General features: G+C 66.3%; 12 protein-coding genes. 3 read left to right on the forward strand and 9 right to left on the reverse strand.

Annotation, left to right across the window (positions count from 1 at the left end):
* The first annotated feature begins 41 nt into the window (after positions 1-41).
* Positions 42-1,244 carry a threonine synthase gene (locus AXW84_RS03825; protein WP_071890951.1) on the forward strand — a complete coding sequence of 401 codons (1,203 nt, stop codon included), beginning with the start codon at positions 42-44 and terminating at the stop codon, positions 1,242-1,244.
* Positions 1,245-1,472: 228 nt separating this feature from the next.
* Entirely contained in the window at positions 1,473-3,305 is a 1,833-nt protein-coding gene (locus AXW84_RS03830; RefSeq protein WP_068228923.1) for a polysaccharide deacetylase family protein, read from the forward strand.
* Positions 3,306-3,408: 103 nt separating this feature from the next.
* Here AXW84_RS03830 and AXW84_RS03835 read toward each other — a convergent pair whose 3' ends face one another.
* The 6 genes from AXW84_RS03835 to AXW84_RS03860 form a co-directional block, all read right to left on the reverse strand.
* Positions 3,409-3,918, reverse strand: a complete 510-nt coding sequence (locus AXW84_RS03835; protein ID WP_068228926.1) for a pyridoxamine 5'-phosphate oxidase family protein — start codon at positions 3,916-3,918, stop codon at positions 3,409-3,411.
* A 155-nt stretch (positions 3,919-4,073) separates the two neighbouring features.
* A complete protein-coding gene (locus AXW84_RS03840; protein ID WP_071890954.1) occupies positions 4,074-4,355 on the reverse strand; it encodes a DUF167 domain-containing protein in 282 nt (93 codons plus the stop codon).
* An 18-nt stretch (positions 4,356-4,373) separates the two neighbouring features.
* A complete protein-coding gene (locus AXW84_RS03845) occupies positions 4,374-5,117 on the reverse strand; it encodes an endonuclease III domain-containing protein (RefSeq protein ID WP_068228929.1) in 744 nt (247 codons plus the stop codon).
* A gap of 204 nt (positions 5,118-5,321) precedes the next feature.
* Positions 5,322-6,332 carry a hypothetical protein gene (locus AXW84_RS25355; RefSeq protein ID WP_068228932.1) on the reverse strand — a complete coding sequence of 337 codons (1,011 nt, stop codon included), beginning with the start codon at positions 6,330-6,332 and terminating at the stop codon, positions 5,322-5,324.
* A 110-nt stretch (positions 6,333-6,442) separates the two neighbouring features.
* Positions 6,443-6,853, reverse strand: coding sequence for a response regulator (locus AXW84_RS03855; protein ID WP_071890957.1), 411 nt, complete (start codon positions 6,851-6,853; stop codon positions 6,443-6,445).
* 63 nt (positions 6,854-6,916) lie between these two features.
* The gene (locus tag AXW84_RS03860) at positions 6,917-8,485 is read right to left on the reverse strand and encodes a sensor histidine kinase (protein WP_068228935.1); all 1,569 of its coding nucleotides are present in this window, start codon (positions 8,483-8,485) and stop codon (positions 6,917-6,919) included.
* Positions 8,486-8,554: 69 nt separating this feature from the next.
* On the opposite strand from AXW84_RS03860, the gene AXW84_RS03865 reads away from it, so the two are divergent.
* Entirely contained in the window at positions 8,555-9,385 is an 831-nt protein-coding gene (locus tag AXW84_RS03865) for a TrmH family RNA methyltransferase (protein WP_068228937.1), read from the forward strand.
* Here AXW84_RS03865 and AXW84_RS03870 read toward each other — a convergent pair.
* From AXW84_RS03870 to AXW84_RS03880, 3 genes are all read right to left on the reverse strand, one after another.
* Positions 9,382-9,693, reverse strand: coding sequence for a hypothetical protein (locus tag AXW84_RS03870; RefSeq protein ID WP_068228940.1), 312 nt, complete (start codon positions 9,691-9,693; stop codon positions 9,382-9,384). The genes AXW84_RS03865 and AXW84_RS03870 overlap by 4 nt on opposite strands.
* A gap of 86 nt (positions 9,694-9,779) precedes the next feature.
* Entirely contained in the window at positions 9,780-12,257 is a 2,478-nt protein-coding gene (galB, locus tag AXW84_RS03875) for a beta-galactosidase GalB (protein ID WP_068228944.1), read from the reverse strand.
* A 272-nt stretch (positions 12,258-12,529) separates the two neighbouring features.
* On the reverse strand, positions 12,530-13,045 hold the full coding sequence (locus AXW84_RS03880; protein WP_068228947.1) for a DUF6630 family protein: 516 nt from the start codon (positions 13,043-13,045) through the stop codon (positions 12,530-12,532).
* Positions 13,046-13,058: the final 13 nt, after the last annotated feature.

The raw sequence follows: 13,058 nt of genomic DNA on the forward strand, positions 1-13,058 counted from the left end.
CATGCCTGGGGCCCCACGGTGCTGGTAATTTTGCCGGCACTATGCTGGTAGCCACCTCCTCCGTTTCCCGCCTGCGGGCCTTGCACTGCTCGGCCTGCGGCACCGCGCACTCAGCCTTTGAGCTGCAACGCGTGTCGGCCTGCTGCGCCGTGCCGCTCGTGGCCGACTACGACACGGCCGAACCCCTAACGCCCGCCGAGGGCATCAACGCCGCCGACGCCTCCATGTGGCGCTACGGGGCCCTGTTGCCGCTGCTCGACGAGCGCTACAAAGTGACGCTGGGCGAAGGCTTCACGCCCATCCTGCCGCTGCCGCGCCTGGGGGGGCGGTACGGCCTGAACTCGCTGCTGCTCAAAGATGAAGGCCAGAACCCCACCGGCTCGTTCAAGGCCCGCGGGCTGAGCATGGCCGTGTCGAAGGCCCTGGAGCTGGGCGTGGCCGGGTGCATCATTCCCACGGCCGGCAACGCCGGGGTGGCCCTGGCCGCTTACTGCGCCCGCGCCGGCCTGCCGGCCACCGTGGTGATGCCGCGCCACACGCCCGACGCCTTCAAAGAGGAGTGCTACTGGTACGGGGCCGATGTGGAACTGGTGGACGGCCTCATCAGCGACTGCGGGGCCCGGGTACGCCAGCTCAACGCCAACGGGGCCTTGCTCGACGTCTCGACCCTCAAGGAGCCCTACCGCCTCGAAGGCAAGAAAACGATGGGCTACGAAATCGCCGAGCAGCTGAACTGGCAGCTGCCCGACGTGCTGCTGTACCCCGCCGGCGGCGGCACCGGCCTCATTGGCATCTGGAAGGCCTTCCGTGAAATGCAGGCCCTGGGCTGGCTGGCGCCCGATGCCAAGCTGCCCCGCATGGTAGCCGTGCAAGCCGAAAACTGCTGCCCCCTGCTCGAAACCTACGCGGGCCGCCAAGCCAACTGCCACGCCTACCAGGGCCGCCCCACGCTGGCCAACGGCCTAGCAGTGCCCCACCCCCTGGGCGAGGCCCTGATGCTGCGCGTACTGCGCGAATCGAAAGGCACGGTGGTGGCCATCAGCGAGGAAGACATGCTGGCCGGCATGCGCGAGCTGGGCCAGCAGGAGGGCCTGTTCGTGGCCCCCGAAGGCGGTGCCGTCTGGATGGCCGCCCGCCGGCTCCTGGCCAGCGGCTGGCTGCAACCCAACGAGCAAATCCTGCTCCTAAACACCGGCAGCGCCCAAAAGTACCTGGCTAACGTGCAGGGCCGGAGCCAGGCCTAAGTAGTTGCAGGTTAGATAACTGGTTGAATAATAAAATAAATCAGAACGTCATGCTCATCTGGCGTCCGCGCAGCCGAAGCATCTCTCCCGCACAGGTAATTCAGTTGTTTGAGTTAGTTACGCGGGAGAGATGCTTCGGCTGCGCGGACGCCAGATGAGCATGACGCTTTAATAAGGCCGCTGCGCGCGGGGCCCCGATTCCCCTGGGGCCCCCGACCTTTGCGCCCGATGCTCATCCTCCACGTTCTCTCCGCCGAGTTTTTCGCCGGCTCGGCGGCCTACGCCGTGGCCCTGGCCGAAGCCCACCGGGCCCAGGGCCACGCCGTGTGGCTGGTGTCCGATTCGGACCAGCTGCCCACCGGGGCCCCCCAGGTGAAAACGGCCATCAGCAACCGCCGCTACGGGCAGCGGCTGCGCAACGCCCGCCTCATCCGCCAGTTGGTGCGCACCGAGCAAATCGACGTGGTGCACGCCCACTCGCGGGCCGCCAGTTGGGTGAGCTACGCGGCCCTGCGCGGCCTCAAAGTGCCCTTGGTAAGCACCGTGCACGGCCGCCAGCACCTACACACCTCCACGTCGCTCTTCGATATTTACGGCGATAAAGTCATCGCCATCTGCGCCAATTTGCGGACGCACTTAATCGAAGAAGTGCAAATGGAGGCCCGCAAAATCGTGGCGCTGCCCAACGGCGTGCGGTTCGGCGCAGCAGCGGAAGCCGGGGCCCCGGGGCCCGCGCGCGTCGCCTTCATTGGCCGCTTCAACGGCGGCAAGGGCGAGCGGGCGGCGGCGCTGTTGCAGCAGGTATTTCCGCCGTTACTGGCCGAGTTTCCCGCGCTGCGCCTGGCCCTAATTGGCGGCGAGTTGGCGCAATTGCCCGCGGCCGGCAAGGGGGCCCTGGCGCAGCTGCAAGCGCAGTTCGGCGAGCGGGTGGAAGTGGTGGGTTTCACCGACGACGTGGCCGGCTGGCTGGCCCGCACCACGCTCACCATCGGCGCGGGCCGGGTGGCCATCGAGGCCCTGGGGGCCGGCCACGCCGTGCTGGCCCTAGGCGAAGCCAGCTACGCCGGCTTAGTTACGGAAGCTAATTTTGCTGATGCTGCTGCCTCTAACTTCGGCGATATTTCGCCCCGTGTGGCTTCTTCAGAAGTTGATTTTGGGGCCCTGCTGGCCGATGCACGGGCGTTTCTGGCGCGGCCCCAGCCGGTGCCGGGGGCCCTGCAAGCGCGGGTGCGCGCGCACTACGACTTAGCCCGGGTGGCCGCCGAAGTACTGGCCGTGTACCAATCGGCGCGCATGCAAAAGGCCGTGCCCGACTTCCTGCCGGTGCTCATGTACCACAAAATCCCCGACGCGCCGCCGGCTACCAAGCACCAAACGTTCGTCACGAAAGACCACTTCGCCAATCACCTGGCCTTCTTCAAAAGCCTCCGTTTTACGCCCATCACCTTCGCCGATTACCTGCAATTCGCCCGCGGCGAGCGGCCCCTGGCCGAGTTCCCGCGGCGGCCGCTGGTGCTCACCTTCGACGACGGCTACCTCGACAATTACACCAACCTGCTGCCCCTCATGCAGCAGTACGGCTACCGCGGCGTGCTCTACCTGCTCGGCGATTTCGACGTGCGCTACAACCAGTGGGACCTCGCCGCCGACCCCACCGAGCCCCGCGCCGACCTCATGGACGAGGCCCAGAAGCGCGCCTTCGTGGCCGCCGGTTGGGAAATAGGGGCCCACACCCTGTCGCACCCGCACCTGACGGCCCTGCCGCTGCCCGCCGCCACCGCCGAAATCCAGCGCAGCAAAGCCAGCCTGGAAACCGTGCTGCACACCGAAATCGTCAGCTTCGCCTACCCCTACGGCGACCTCAACGACGACCTGAAAGCGGCCGTGCACGCCGCCGGCTTTGCCTTCGGCGTGGCCACCGACACCGGCGGCCTGCACCTAGAGGACGACCGGCTGCAAGTGTTCCGCATCAACGTGTTCTCGCACGAAACCACGGCCAGCCTGTTCAAAAAAACCGCCTCCTGGTACCGCAAATACTACCGCCGCAAACGCGGCAAATAGCTGGGCCGGCCGCCATTAAAAAAGCGCGGCCGCCCTTCCCTCAAGAAAAGCAGCCGCGCCGGTAGGGCCGCTAAGCCCAAACATTCAGCAGTACGCTGGGGCCCTAGTTGGGCTGCACCTTAGATTGCTCGTCGGGGGTAGGGTGATGCTTTTCGCCGGTCGTGATGGCCTTGGCGTAGGCAAACGCCCGCACGAGCACATTGCCCGGCGTATCCCAGTACTCGCCGTTTTCAATGGTCACCTTAATCAGGGCAATGTTGGGGTCGTCGGTGCCTTTGGGGAAGAAGCCGCGGAAATCTTCGCGCCACAACTGCTTGATCTTGTGGTGGTCTTCCACTATTTCGGCTTTGCCGGCAATGGTCACATAGGTCGCTTTGTCGGGGTCCGAATAACCCAGGCCCACTTGGGCATTGTGCCGGATTTCGGTGATTTTTTGGGCATCTTTCTCCGAAAAAAACCAGAGCGACTCATCGCTGTCCGACTCGCAGGTGTACATCGGCCGGCCGTGCAGCCGGCTGCGCGCGTCGAGGGTGGTAAGGGTGGTGTACTTTACTTCTTTGATCTTGTCCAGAAGCTTACTAACGTCTTGGGTAACGGCAACTTGCTCAGCCATGGGAAGGAAGGAATGAGGGTGGAGGAATTGCCATTGTTACGACCAACCCCAAGCCTTGAGTTGCTCTTTTGGCGCAGAATAAGTATAAATCGCCTTAAATAAGTAATAAGCTCCGCCGTACTGCTGCCGCTTCGTAGCGCCTAAGCGGGCGGCGGTTAGGCCTTTGCCGGGCCCCGTAGTTGAGCCAATGCCCGGGCTAGCTCCTCGTCGCTCAAGCCCGCCAGTTCCACTTTTTTGAACGGGGCGGTGTGGCCGGCCAGCAGCGTCACGTCGCGCTTGGCCAGGCCGAAGGCGGCGGCCAGCAGCCCTTGCAAGGCGGCGTTAGCTTGGCCGTCGTAGGCGGGGGAGGCCGGGCGGGCAGTCACGGCGCCGTCGGGGCCCACCAGTAGCTGGCTGGTGCGGCTGCCGGGTTTGGCTTTGAGGTGCAGAATGGCCATCGTGCCCGCAAAAATGCGCTATTCGGCCCGGCCGAGGCGGGCCTGGCCAAACGGGCACTCGGCCAGTACCACGCAGCGGGCGCAGGCGGGGCTCTGGTAAAAGCAGCACTTCTGGCCGTGGAACATAAGGGCCTCGTGGTGGTCGTACACCTGCTGGGCATCCCAATTGGGCGGCAGCAGGTTGGCCAGCAGCACGTGGGCCGCCTTCTCGTCCACCTTCGGGCCGATGAGGGCCAGGCGCTGGGCCACGCGGTGGTGGTGGCTGTCGACGGGCATGGCTGGCCGCCGCAAGTCGCTGAACAGGAGCGTGGCGGCGCTGGTTTTGGGGCCCACGCCGGGCAGCGTTTCCAGCCAGGTACGCGCCTCCGGAATGCCCATCTCGCCCAGGAAGCGCAGGTCACCGCAGGGGCCCCCGTCGCAGCGGTTGCTCACCTCGCGCAGCACGGCTTGCAAGCGCGGCGCCTTCTGCTCGGGCCAGGTGCAGGCCCGGATGGCGTGCTGCACGGCCTCGGTGGGCGCGTCGCGCACGGCGTCCCAGTCGGCAAACGTGGCGCGCAGCTCCTGGTAGGCGCGGTGCGAATCGGCGTTTTTGGTGCGGTGCGAAAGCAGGGCGCTCATCAACTCGCTCAGCGGGTCTTTGGTGCTGAAAAACCGGAACGGGGCCCCGTACTCGGCGCAGAGCTGGGCGTGCACGCGCAGGGCCTTGGCTTGGCGCGCGGCAAAGGCTTCGGCGGTTTCGGGCGGGGCGGCGGGGGCTTTCATGCCCGGGGTACGCGCCGGAACGCTGCTTTGTTAGTTGTCGAAGGTTGAAGGAGCTTCTTGTAAATCGTCAGGCCGTCATGCCGAGCGCAGCCGAAGCATTTCTTCCGCAGCAGTAAATGATTACTAGCGCAGTAGAGATGCTTCGGCTGCGCTCAGCGTGACGGCCTGACGATTTCCTGAATCGGCTTCAAAACCAACTAGAACCTACCGCTGGCCCGGCGTGCCGTTGTAGAGGGAAATGGCCTGGCGCTGCGAGGTGGCCTGCTTGCCTTGCAGCACAATGGGCACGATGAGGATGGGAATGCCCGCGTAGAGCAGTGGCGAAATCGTCTGTTGGCCGTTGGTGCCGCGCAGCGATTGCAGCACGCCGGCCAGCAGCAGGCCCCCACCCACTACGTAGGCCGCCGTGATGGCCGTTTGGTAGTGGCGGCCCTGGGCCAGCAGCTCCTGAGCCCCGGCGTTGTCGCGGGTGGCCAAGGCCAGGTTGCGGTAGTTTAGGTTCTGGATGGGGCCGTTGTCTTTGCTGAAATACTCGGTTTTGGTGGTGCGGTAGCCGCCGTAGGGCGAGCCGTAGCCCCCGCCGGGGTAGCCGCCAAACCCGCCCATGCCGTAGCCCCCCAAGCCGTAGCCGCCCATGCCGTAGCCCCCGTAGCCGGGGCTGTAGGAGCTGCTGAGGGTGGAATACAGGCTGATGCGGCCGGTGCGGTCGCGCCGGAACGTGGTTTCGCGCGAGGAGCCGGGCAGCGACGTGCGCACGAAGTGGCCGTTCTCGTCTTCGTAAAAGCCTACGTCGGCAAAATCAATTTTGCGCTGGCCGTCGAGCAGCAAGTAGCTGTGCCCAAAAATGGGGCTGTGCTGCTCCACGTTGTAAACGTTGTACACCATGCCGTTCTTCAGGCCCACCTGAAAGCGGGTTGGGCGCGTGGTGCCGCCCGGCAACTGGCCGGCGGGCGTGGGCGCATATACTGGCGCAGGGCCCGCAATGGGGCCCGGCGTCGGGGCCACGCCGGCGGGCACGGGCTGGCTCACCACTTGGCGGGCTGCGGTGTCGGCAGCTGCGGTGGGGGTGGGCACCGCGGCGGCCGGAGCCGCGCGGCGCGGGGCGGGGGCCGCGGTGGGCGGGGCCCCCAGCTGGCGGGGGCCATCGTCTTGGGCGTGGGCCCGGGCGGCAGCGCCCAGCACGAGCAGAGAAGCGAAGAAAACCGGAAGTTTCATGTGGCAAGAAGCAAAAGAAATGCGAGCGGACCGCAGCCGGTGGGGCCCTGTGGGGCAAACCGCGGCCCACGGCCAGAAATTCCCGGGGTCCGGGGCAAAAGCGGCCGGGCTTATTTGAGCAGGTGCTCCAGCAGGCTCAGGCTGTCGATGAGGTCGGGGCTGGTTTCGAAATCGAGGGGCTTGAGGATGTAGCCGTGCACGCCCATCGCCTCGGCGGCGGCGCGGTCGGTGTCCATGCCCGAAGTGGTGGTGACGAACACTGGGATATCGCACAGCTCGGGGTCGGCGCGCAGCTCGGCCAGGAACTCGGCGCCATTCATGCGGGGCATGTTCAGGTCGAGTAAAATGACCTCGGGCAGGGGCCGCAGGGCGGTTTGGCCCTGGCGGCCCAGCAGCAGGTCGAGGGCTTCCTCGCCGTTGAAGGCCGTGTACAAAGTGTGGGGCACACTGAAGCGGGCGAAGGATTTCTGCGCCGTCATCGTGTCAAAAATATCGTCTTCAATCAGCAGTACGGAGCGCATGGCGGAGAAATTTTAGGGAAAGAAAAAGCCAAACAATGGGGCCCCGATGAACTCGCCCGCGGGCTACGGCAAGAGCACTGGGGCTGGGCGAAGCGTTGCAGCGGGCCCCGGCGGCCGGGCGGCCGGCGCGGGGGGGGCGGCTTCCTTGGGCCAGGTAAAAATAAAGGTTGCGCCCTGCCCCCGCGCCGACTCCACGCGCACGTTGCCGGGCTGCTCCTCCACCAGCTTTTTCACGATGCTGAGGCCGATGCCGGTGCTTTCGGCGGCCGAGTGGCGCTCGCGCAGGGTTTGGAAGAGCTGGAAAATCTTCTGGTGGTGGGCCGGGGCAATGCCAGGGCCGTCGTCGGCCACCGCGAATTCGTAGTGGCCACCCGCGTCGCGGCAGTGCACCGCAATGCGGCCGCCGGGCCCCTCATGGTGCTTCACGGCGTTGTCGAGCAGGTTGGTGAACACCTGCTGCAAGCCCAGGCGGTCGGTACAAAAGGTGGGCAGTCCGGGGGGCAGGTCGAGCACGAAGCTAGGCGGCACCACCAGCTCGGCGGCCTCGCGCAGCAGGGCCCCCACGTCGGTTGCGGCCGGCGCGCGGGCCTCGCGCCCGGCCCGGGCGTAGGCCAGCAAGCCACTGATGAGGCCTTCGAGGCGGGCTAAGCGGCCCTTTACCTGGTCGAAATACGTGCGCACTTCGGGCGAAAACTCGGCGGCATGCTCTTCGTCGAGCCATTTCACCAGCGTGGCGATGCCGCGCAGCGGGGCCCGCAGGTCGTGCGAGGCCACGTAGGCAAACTGGTCCAGCTCGCGGTTGCGCAGGGCCAGGGCCTCAAAGCTTTGGTCGAGGCTTTGGGTCATTTGGTTGAGCAGGGCGGCGAGGTCGCCGAGGCCGTCGGCGGCGTCGGCAATTTTCACCGTGTAGTCGCCCCGCACCACCTGCTCGGCCAAGTCGCGGATGGCGCCGATGCGCCGGGCCACGTCGGCGTTCACGGCGGCCAACTGGGCTTGCAGGCGGCGGTTGTCGTGCAGCTCGCGGGTGATGCGCGCCAGCAGCCAGCCCACCAGCAGCAGGGCCAGCACGCCCGCGGCGCCCACCACCCGCGGCGCGGCGCGCTCAAACACCGACTGCGAGGCGCTGCGCTGGTTCAGGAGCCGCAGCTCCTCGTCCTTCACCCGCCGGAAAATGATGTGCGTCGCCCGCATGGTCAGGCGGTCAGTGTTGAGGGCCGTGAGCAGGTCGGCGTGGCTGAGGGCCGCGTCGGGGTTGGCCAGCGGCCGCAGCACCCGGAACTCCAAGCCCACCATGGCCCACAGCGAGTCGAGGCGCGCCTGCTGGGTGGGGTGGCCCTGTGAGAGCCGGCGCACGCCGGCCTGTAGGCTGGGCAGCTGGTGCACAGCCTTGTAGTAAGTGCGCAAGAAGGCCGTATCGCCGGTGAGGCGGTAGCCCCGCACGCCGGCCTGGGCGTCGCGCAGCACAGCGTTCACAGCGTCGGCTTCCTGTATCACCTGGTAGGTGTGCTGCACCTGCTGGGTTTGCTGCTGCAAGCCCTGGATGCTGAGTAGCGCCGCAGCGCCGCTCAGCAGCAGTACCGCCAGGGCCCCGGTAAAGCCCAGGGTAAACTTGGTGTCGGGGCGAAGGGACATGCGGAGTGGGCCGGGCGGAAAAGGGCCCGCCGGCGGGCCCAGGGCGAAGGTACGGCGTACCTTCGCGCCATGCCGTTTGCCCCGCTCGACCGCCTCAGCAGCCCCCAGAACCCCCGCGTGAAGGCCCTGGCCCGCCTCCAGCAGAAAGCCGCCGAGCGCCGCGCCCAGGGCCTCACCCTGGTTGAGGGCCTGCGCGAGCTCACCATCGCCGTGGGCGCGGGCGTGGCGGTGGCTGCCCTCTATACCTGCCCCGAGCTGGCCGGTGCGGCCACCGCCGAGGCCCTGCAAACCTTGTTTGCCGCCGAAATTGGCCGGCCCGAGTGGCTGGAGCTCACGCGCTCAGTGTTCGAAAAGCTGGCCTACCGCGAGGGCTCCGACGGCGTGCTGGCCGTGCTGCACACGCCGGCCCGCACCTTGGCCACGCTGCGCCTGCCGCCCAACCCGCTGGTGCTCGTGCTCGAAGCCGTGGAGAAGCCCGGCAACCTCGGCGCCATCCTGCGCACCGCCGACGCCGCCCCGGTCGACGCCGTGCTCATCGGCGACGCGCGCACCGATTTGTTCAACCCCAACGCCATCCGGGCCAGCATCGGCTGCGTGTTCACGGTGCCGCTGGTGGCCGCGCCGATGGCGGACATCCTGGCGTTTCTGAAGGAAAAAGGCGTGCGCACCTACGCCGCCGCCCTCACGCCCCGGGCCCATGCCTACACCGCGTGCGACTTCCGGGGCCCCACCGCCTTGGTGCTCGGCACCGAAGCCGATGGCCTCACGCCCGCCACCCAAGCCGCCTGCGACGACACCATCATCATCCCCATGATGGGCCGCATCGACTCGCTCAACGTGAGCGTGGCCGGCGCCGTGCTGGCCTTCGAGGCCGTGCGCCAGCGCCAAGTGGGGGCTTAAGCCGCCGGATTTTTCAGCTTCGTGGCGCGGACTTTCAGTTGGTCAAGTTCCTGGCCGGTACGGTCGTATCGGTCGTTGCCCCGGTTCATAGCGTCAAGAATTGCGTTGGTCATATTGTTGAACAGCAGCACTAGGTTCTCCTGACTGGTCCGCATTTCCTGGCGTAAGCCACCAATTTCCTCCTTTATCTCTCGGCGCAAGCCGTTGATATCCTGACGCATCTCGCCAATATCTTGACGCATAGCATGCTGCTCGATTAATATTTCGGCCACTACTTCGGGCAGGTCGCGCTTGTCTTGGGGATTCATAGCAAAGGGAATAAAACCGATAAAACGCAACTTAAATATACAGCTGGGGCCCCAGCGCGGCAGTTCTGCGTCTGTAAAAACCAAGGCTACTGCGCGGCCGTGCTCGTCTTTAGCTCGATTTCGTCGCTCTTCAGGCCCGCGCCGGTGGCCTTTAGGCGCAGGGCCCCGGCCTTGTTGCTGGCTTGCACGATGGCCATTACCTGGCCGCTGAAGGCCTTCATCTGGGGCTTCTGGAAAGATTCAAGGTTGGTGGGGTCGCCGTTGCCCACGGCGCGGAAGGTGCCGGCGCCGCTCACGGCAAACTTCAGCTCGGTGGCGGCGGCGGGGCAAAGGTTGCCCTGGGCGTCTTCCACGCGGGCCGTGACGTAGGCTAGGTCCTGGCCATCGGCGGCGAGGGCAGTGCGGTCGGCTACCAGGCGGATGTGGTCGGGCTTGCCGGCGGTGCGCACGGTCTCCTCGGCCACGGCCTTGCCTTGGGCGTCGTAGGCCACCACTTTTAGGGCCCCGGGCGCATACTTCACGTCGTTCCACATCAGGCGGTAACGCGTCTGGGGCTGGTCGGAGGGCCCCTTGGTTTGGCGGCCCTGGCTCTGGCCGTTCACAAACAGCTCGGCCGAGGGGTAGCTGGTGTAGCAAAACACCGGCGTTGGTTGGCCCTCGCGGCCGGGCCAGGTCCAGTGCGGCAGCAGGTGCAGGGTGGCGGCGGCGGTGTTCCAGCGGGCGCGGTATAGGTAGAAGCGGTCCTTGGGCATGGTGGCCAGGTCCAGCATCCCGAACATGGAGCTGTGCGAGGGCCACTTCTCGTCGTAGGGCGTGGGCTCGCCGAGGTAGTCAAAACCCGTCCACACGAACTCGCCCATCACGTAGGGCAAATCGTCCTGGGCCACAAATTCCTCGTCGGGCGTCTGCGACCAGTTGCAGGCCTCTAGGTCGTACGACGACGACTGCTGATCGTCGTACTTCTTGTCTTTGCCCTTCACCACCGGGAACTTATACACCCCCCGCGAGCTGACCGTCGAAGCCGTTTCCGAGCCGAATAGAAAGCCCTGGGGCAGCTTGCCGAACGCTTCCGCGTAGCGGTGCGGCTTGTAGTTGAAGCCCGGCACGTCGAGCACCGAAGCAAAGTTGTTCTTCAGGTCGTCGTCGAAGCGGTCCATGCCCGCCATCACCAGGCGCGTGGGGTCTTCGCGGTGGCAGATGTCTTGCAGGCGCTTGGCGATTTTGTTGCCGCCGGGCGTGCTCTGGTCGGGCACCTCGTTGCCGATGCTCCACATAACGACCGAGGGGTGGTTGCGGTCGCGGTGCACCATGTTCACGATGTCGCGCTCCGACCACTCGTCGAAGTACTGGCTGTAGCCATTCTTCACTTTCGGCGATTTCCACTCGTCAAACGCCTCCACCATCAGCATGAAGCCCATTTCGTCGCACAAGCTCACCAGCTCGGGGGCGGGCATGTTGTGCGAGGTGCGGACGGCGTCGCAGCCCATGTCCTTGAGCAGCGTCAGCTGCCGGCGCAACGCGGCCGTGTTGATGGCCGCGCCCAGGGGCCCCAGGTCGTGGTGGTTGCACACGCCCTTGAACTTGCGCGGCTGCCCATTCAGCGAGAAGCCTTTGCCCGCCTCAAACTTGAACGAGCGAATGCCAAAGCGCGTGGTGTAGGCGTCTTTCAGCGCGTCGCCGGCGTAGAGCTTCGACGAGGCCGTGTACAAAACGGGCGTCTCAGGGGCCCACAGCTTGGGCTGGGGTACCACCAGGTTCTGCTCAAATTCCAGCCCGTCGGTGGCCGCCAGGGGCGTGCTCGTGGTGGCCACCACCTGGCCGGCCGCGTCGCGGATTTCGGTGTCGAGCCGCAGCGGCTGGTAGGCCCCCGTGGGCGTGGCCACCGTGGTGCGCAGCTTCACCTTGGCGAAGCTGGCGGTGATTTCGGGCGTGGCCAGGTACGTGCCCCACACGGGGATGTGCACGTCGTCGGTCACGATGAGGTGCACGTTGCGGTAGAGGCCGGCGCCGGGGTACCAGCGCGAGGTCTCCGGCTGGTTTTGGAGCCGCACCGCCAGCACATTGTCACCCCCGGGGTTCAGAAACGAGGTGATGTCAAACGAGAACGAGTTGTAGCCATACGGCCAGAAACCCACTTCCTTGCCGTTCACAAACACGTGGGCGTTGCTCATGGCGCCGTCGAAGAGCAGCACCGCCCGCTGGCCGGCCCCGAACTGCGGCACCGCTAGCCGCCGCCGGTACCAGCCCGTGCCGATGAACGGGAGGCCCCCGGTGCGGCCCGCTTTCAGCGTTGCTTTGGCCTCGTTGTTCTGCTCGATTTTAACGGCTTGTAAGTCATTGTTGCCGTCAAAGGGCCCCGCAATGGCCCAGTCGTGGGGCACGCGCACCGTTTGCCACTTCGCGTCCTTGAAGGCCGGGTTTTGGGCCCCGGCCACGTCGCCCTTGCTGAATTTCCAATTAGTATCGAGCAGGTACTCGTGCCGGGCTTGGGCGGTGGCGGGGCGGGCGGCCAGCAGCAGCAGCGTGGCGGCCAGGGCCTTCAGTGGGAGGGCTGGACGGGGCATGGGAAGCAGGGTTTGGCCCGAAAGCTAAGGCCTGCTCCCCGGTTGCGGCGCCGCTTAATAGGACTTGTACGGTAAAAATTTACCCCGGGGCCCTGGCTAATTGGCTTCCCCAGCTTGCTGGCCGGTCGTCACCAGGCTAGGTGGGGGGGGCGGTATGCTCCCATGCGCGGGCGCAGCCGCAAGTTGGCGTAAAGCAAAGCACCGGCCCCGCGAGGCCGGTGCTTTAACCAAAAGCGCGGGCCCTGTATAGGGCCCCAGGAATGGCCTGTGCGCTAATATACCGTCAAGCCAAAGCCCAGGGCCCCGGCCTGCTGGCGCACGGCCTCTGCCTGCGCATCGGCCACCACGCCCAGCGGAAATACGTCGCTGTCGAGCGTGAACAGCACCAGTGCCAAGCCCAGCGCCTCCAGCGCGTCCTGCACGGCGTCGAGCTGCTCGGGGCCCGAGCCGCGGCGGCCGGCCAAGGCCCCGGGGGGCAAGGCCAGCCCTTCGCCCTGCTGCGTCAAGATATCATTAAGGGCTTCCGCAAGCTCGGCGGAGGTGTCCTGCTCGTCGCTTTCCCAGGCCAAGTTTTCGGCCAACAGGGCGTCGAGCAGGGCCACATCGCGCAGCTCCTGGGCGGGCAGGGCCCCGGCCATGCCCCGCTCGGCCAGCTCCCCGGCAAACTCTATTTGGTACGCCTCTGGGTCGGCCAGCACCAGGGCCAGCCGGGCAGTTGCCCGTTCGGTAGCGGCAGCGTTGGCGCCGGTGAAGCATTGAACGAATTGATGCAGTGGGGTGGGGCTCATATTGTGGGAACGG

It is taken from the genome of Hymenobacter sp. PAMC 26628 (assembly GCF_001562275.1).
Lineage (GTDB): Bacteria > Bacteroidota > Bacteroidia > Cytophagales > Hymenobacteraceae > Hymenobacter.

Coding starts and splice junctions, on each gene's coding strand:
- AXW84_RS03825 (WP_071890951.1), top strand. CDS start 42: ATGCTGGTAGCCACCTCCTCCGTTTCCCGCCTGCGGGCCTTGCACTGC.
- AXW84_RS03830 (WP_068228923.1), top strand. CDS start 1,473: ATGCTCATCCTCCACGTTCTCTCCGCCGAGTTTTTCGCCGGCTCGGCG.
- AXW84_RS03835 (WP_068228926.1), bottom strand. CDS start 3,918: ATGGCTGAGCAAGTTGCCGTTACCCAAGACGTTAGTAAGCTTCTGGAC.
- AXW84_RS03840 (WP_071890954.1), bottom strand. CDS start 4,355: ATGGCCATTCTGCACCTCAAAGCCAAACCCGGCAGCCGCACCAGCCAG.
- AXW84_RS03845 (WP_068228929.1), bottom strand. CDS start 5,117: ATGAAAGCCCCCGCCGCCCCGCCCGAAACCGCCGAAGCCTTTGCCGCG.
- AXW84_RS25355 (WP_068228932.1), bottom strand. CDS start 6,332: ATGAAACTTCCGGTTTTCTTCGCTTCTCTGCTCGTGCTGGGCGCTGCC.
- AXW84_RS03855 (WP_071890957.1), bottom strand. CDS start 6,853: ATGCGCTCCGTACTGCTGATTGAAGACGATATTTTTGACACGATGACG.
- AXW84_RS03860 (WP_068228935.1), bottom strand. CDS start 8,485: ATGTCCCTTCGCCCCGACACCAAGTTTACCCTGGGCTTTACCGGGGCC.
- AXW84_RS03865 (WP_068228937.1), top strand. CDS start 8,555: ATGCCGTTTGCCCCGCTCGACCGCCTCAGCAGCCCCCAGAACCCCCGC.
- AXW84_RS03870 (WP_068228940.1), bottom strand. CDS start 9,693: ATGAATCCCCAAGACAAGCGCGACCTGCCCGAAGTAGTGGCCGAAATA.
- galB (WP_068228944.1), bottom strand. CDS start 12,257: ATGCCCCGTCCAGCCCTCCCACTGAAGGCCCTGGCCGCCACGCTGCTG.
- AXW84_RS03880 (WP_068228947.1), bottom strand. CDS start 13,045: ATGAGCCCCACCCCACTGCATCAATTCGTTCAATGCTTCACCGGCGCC.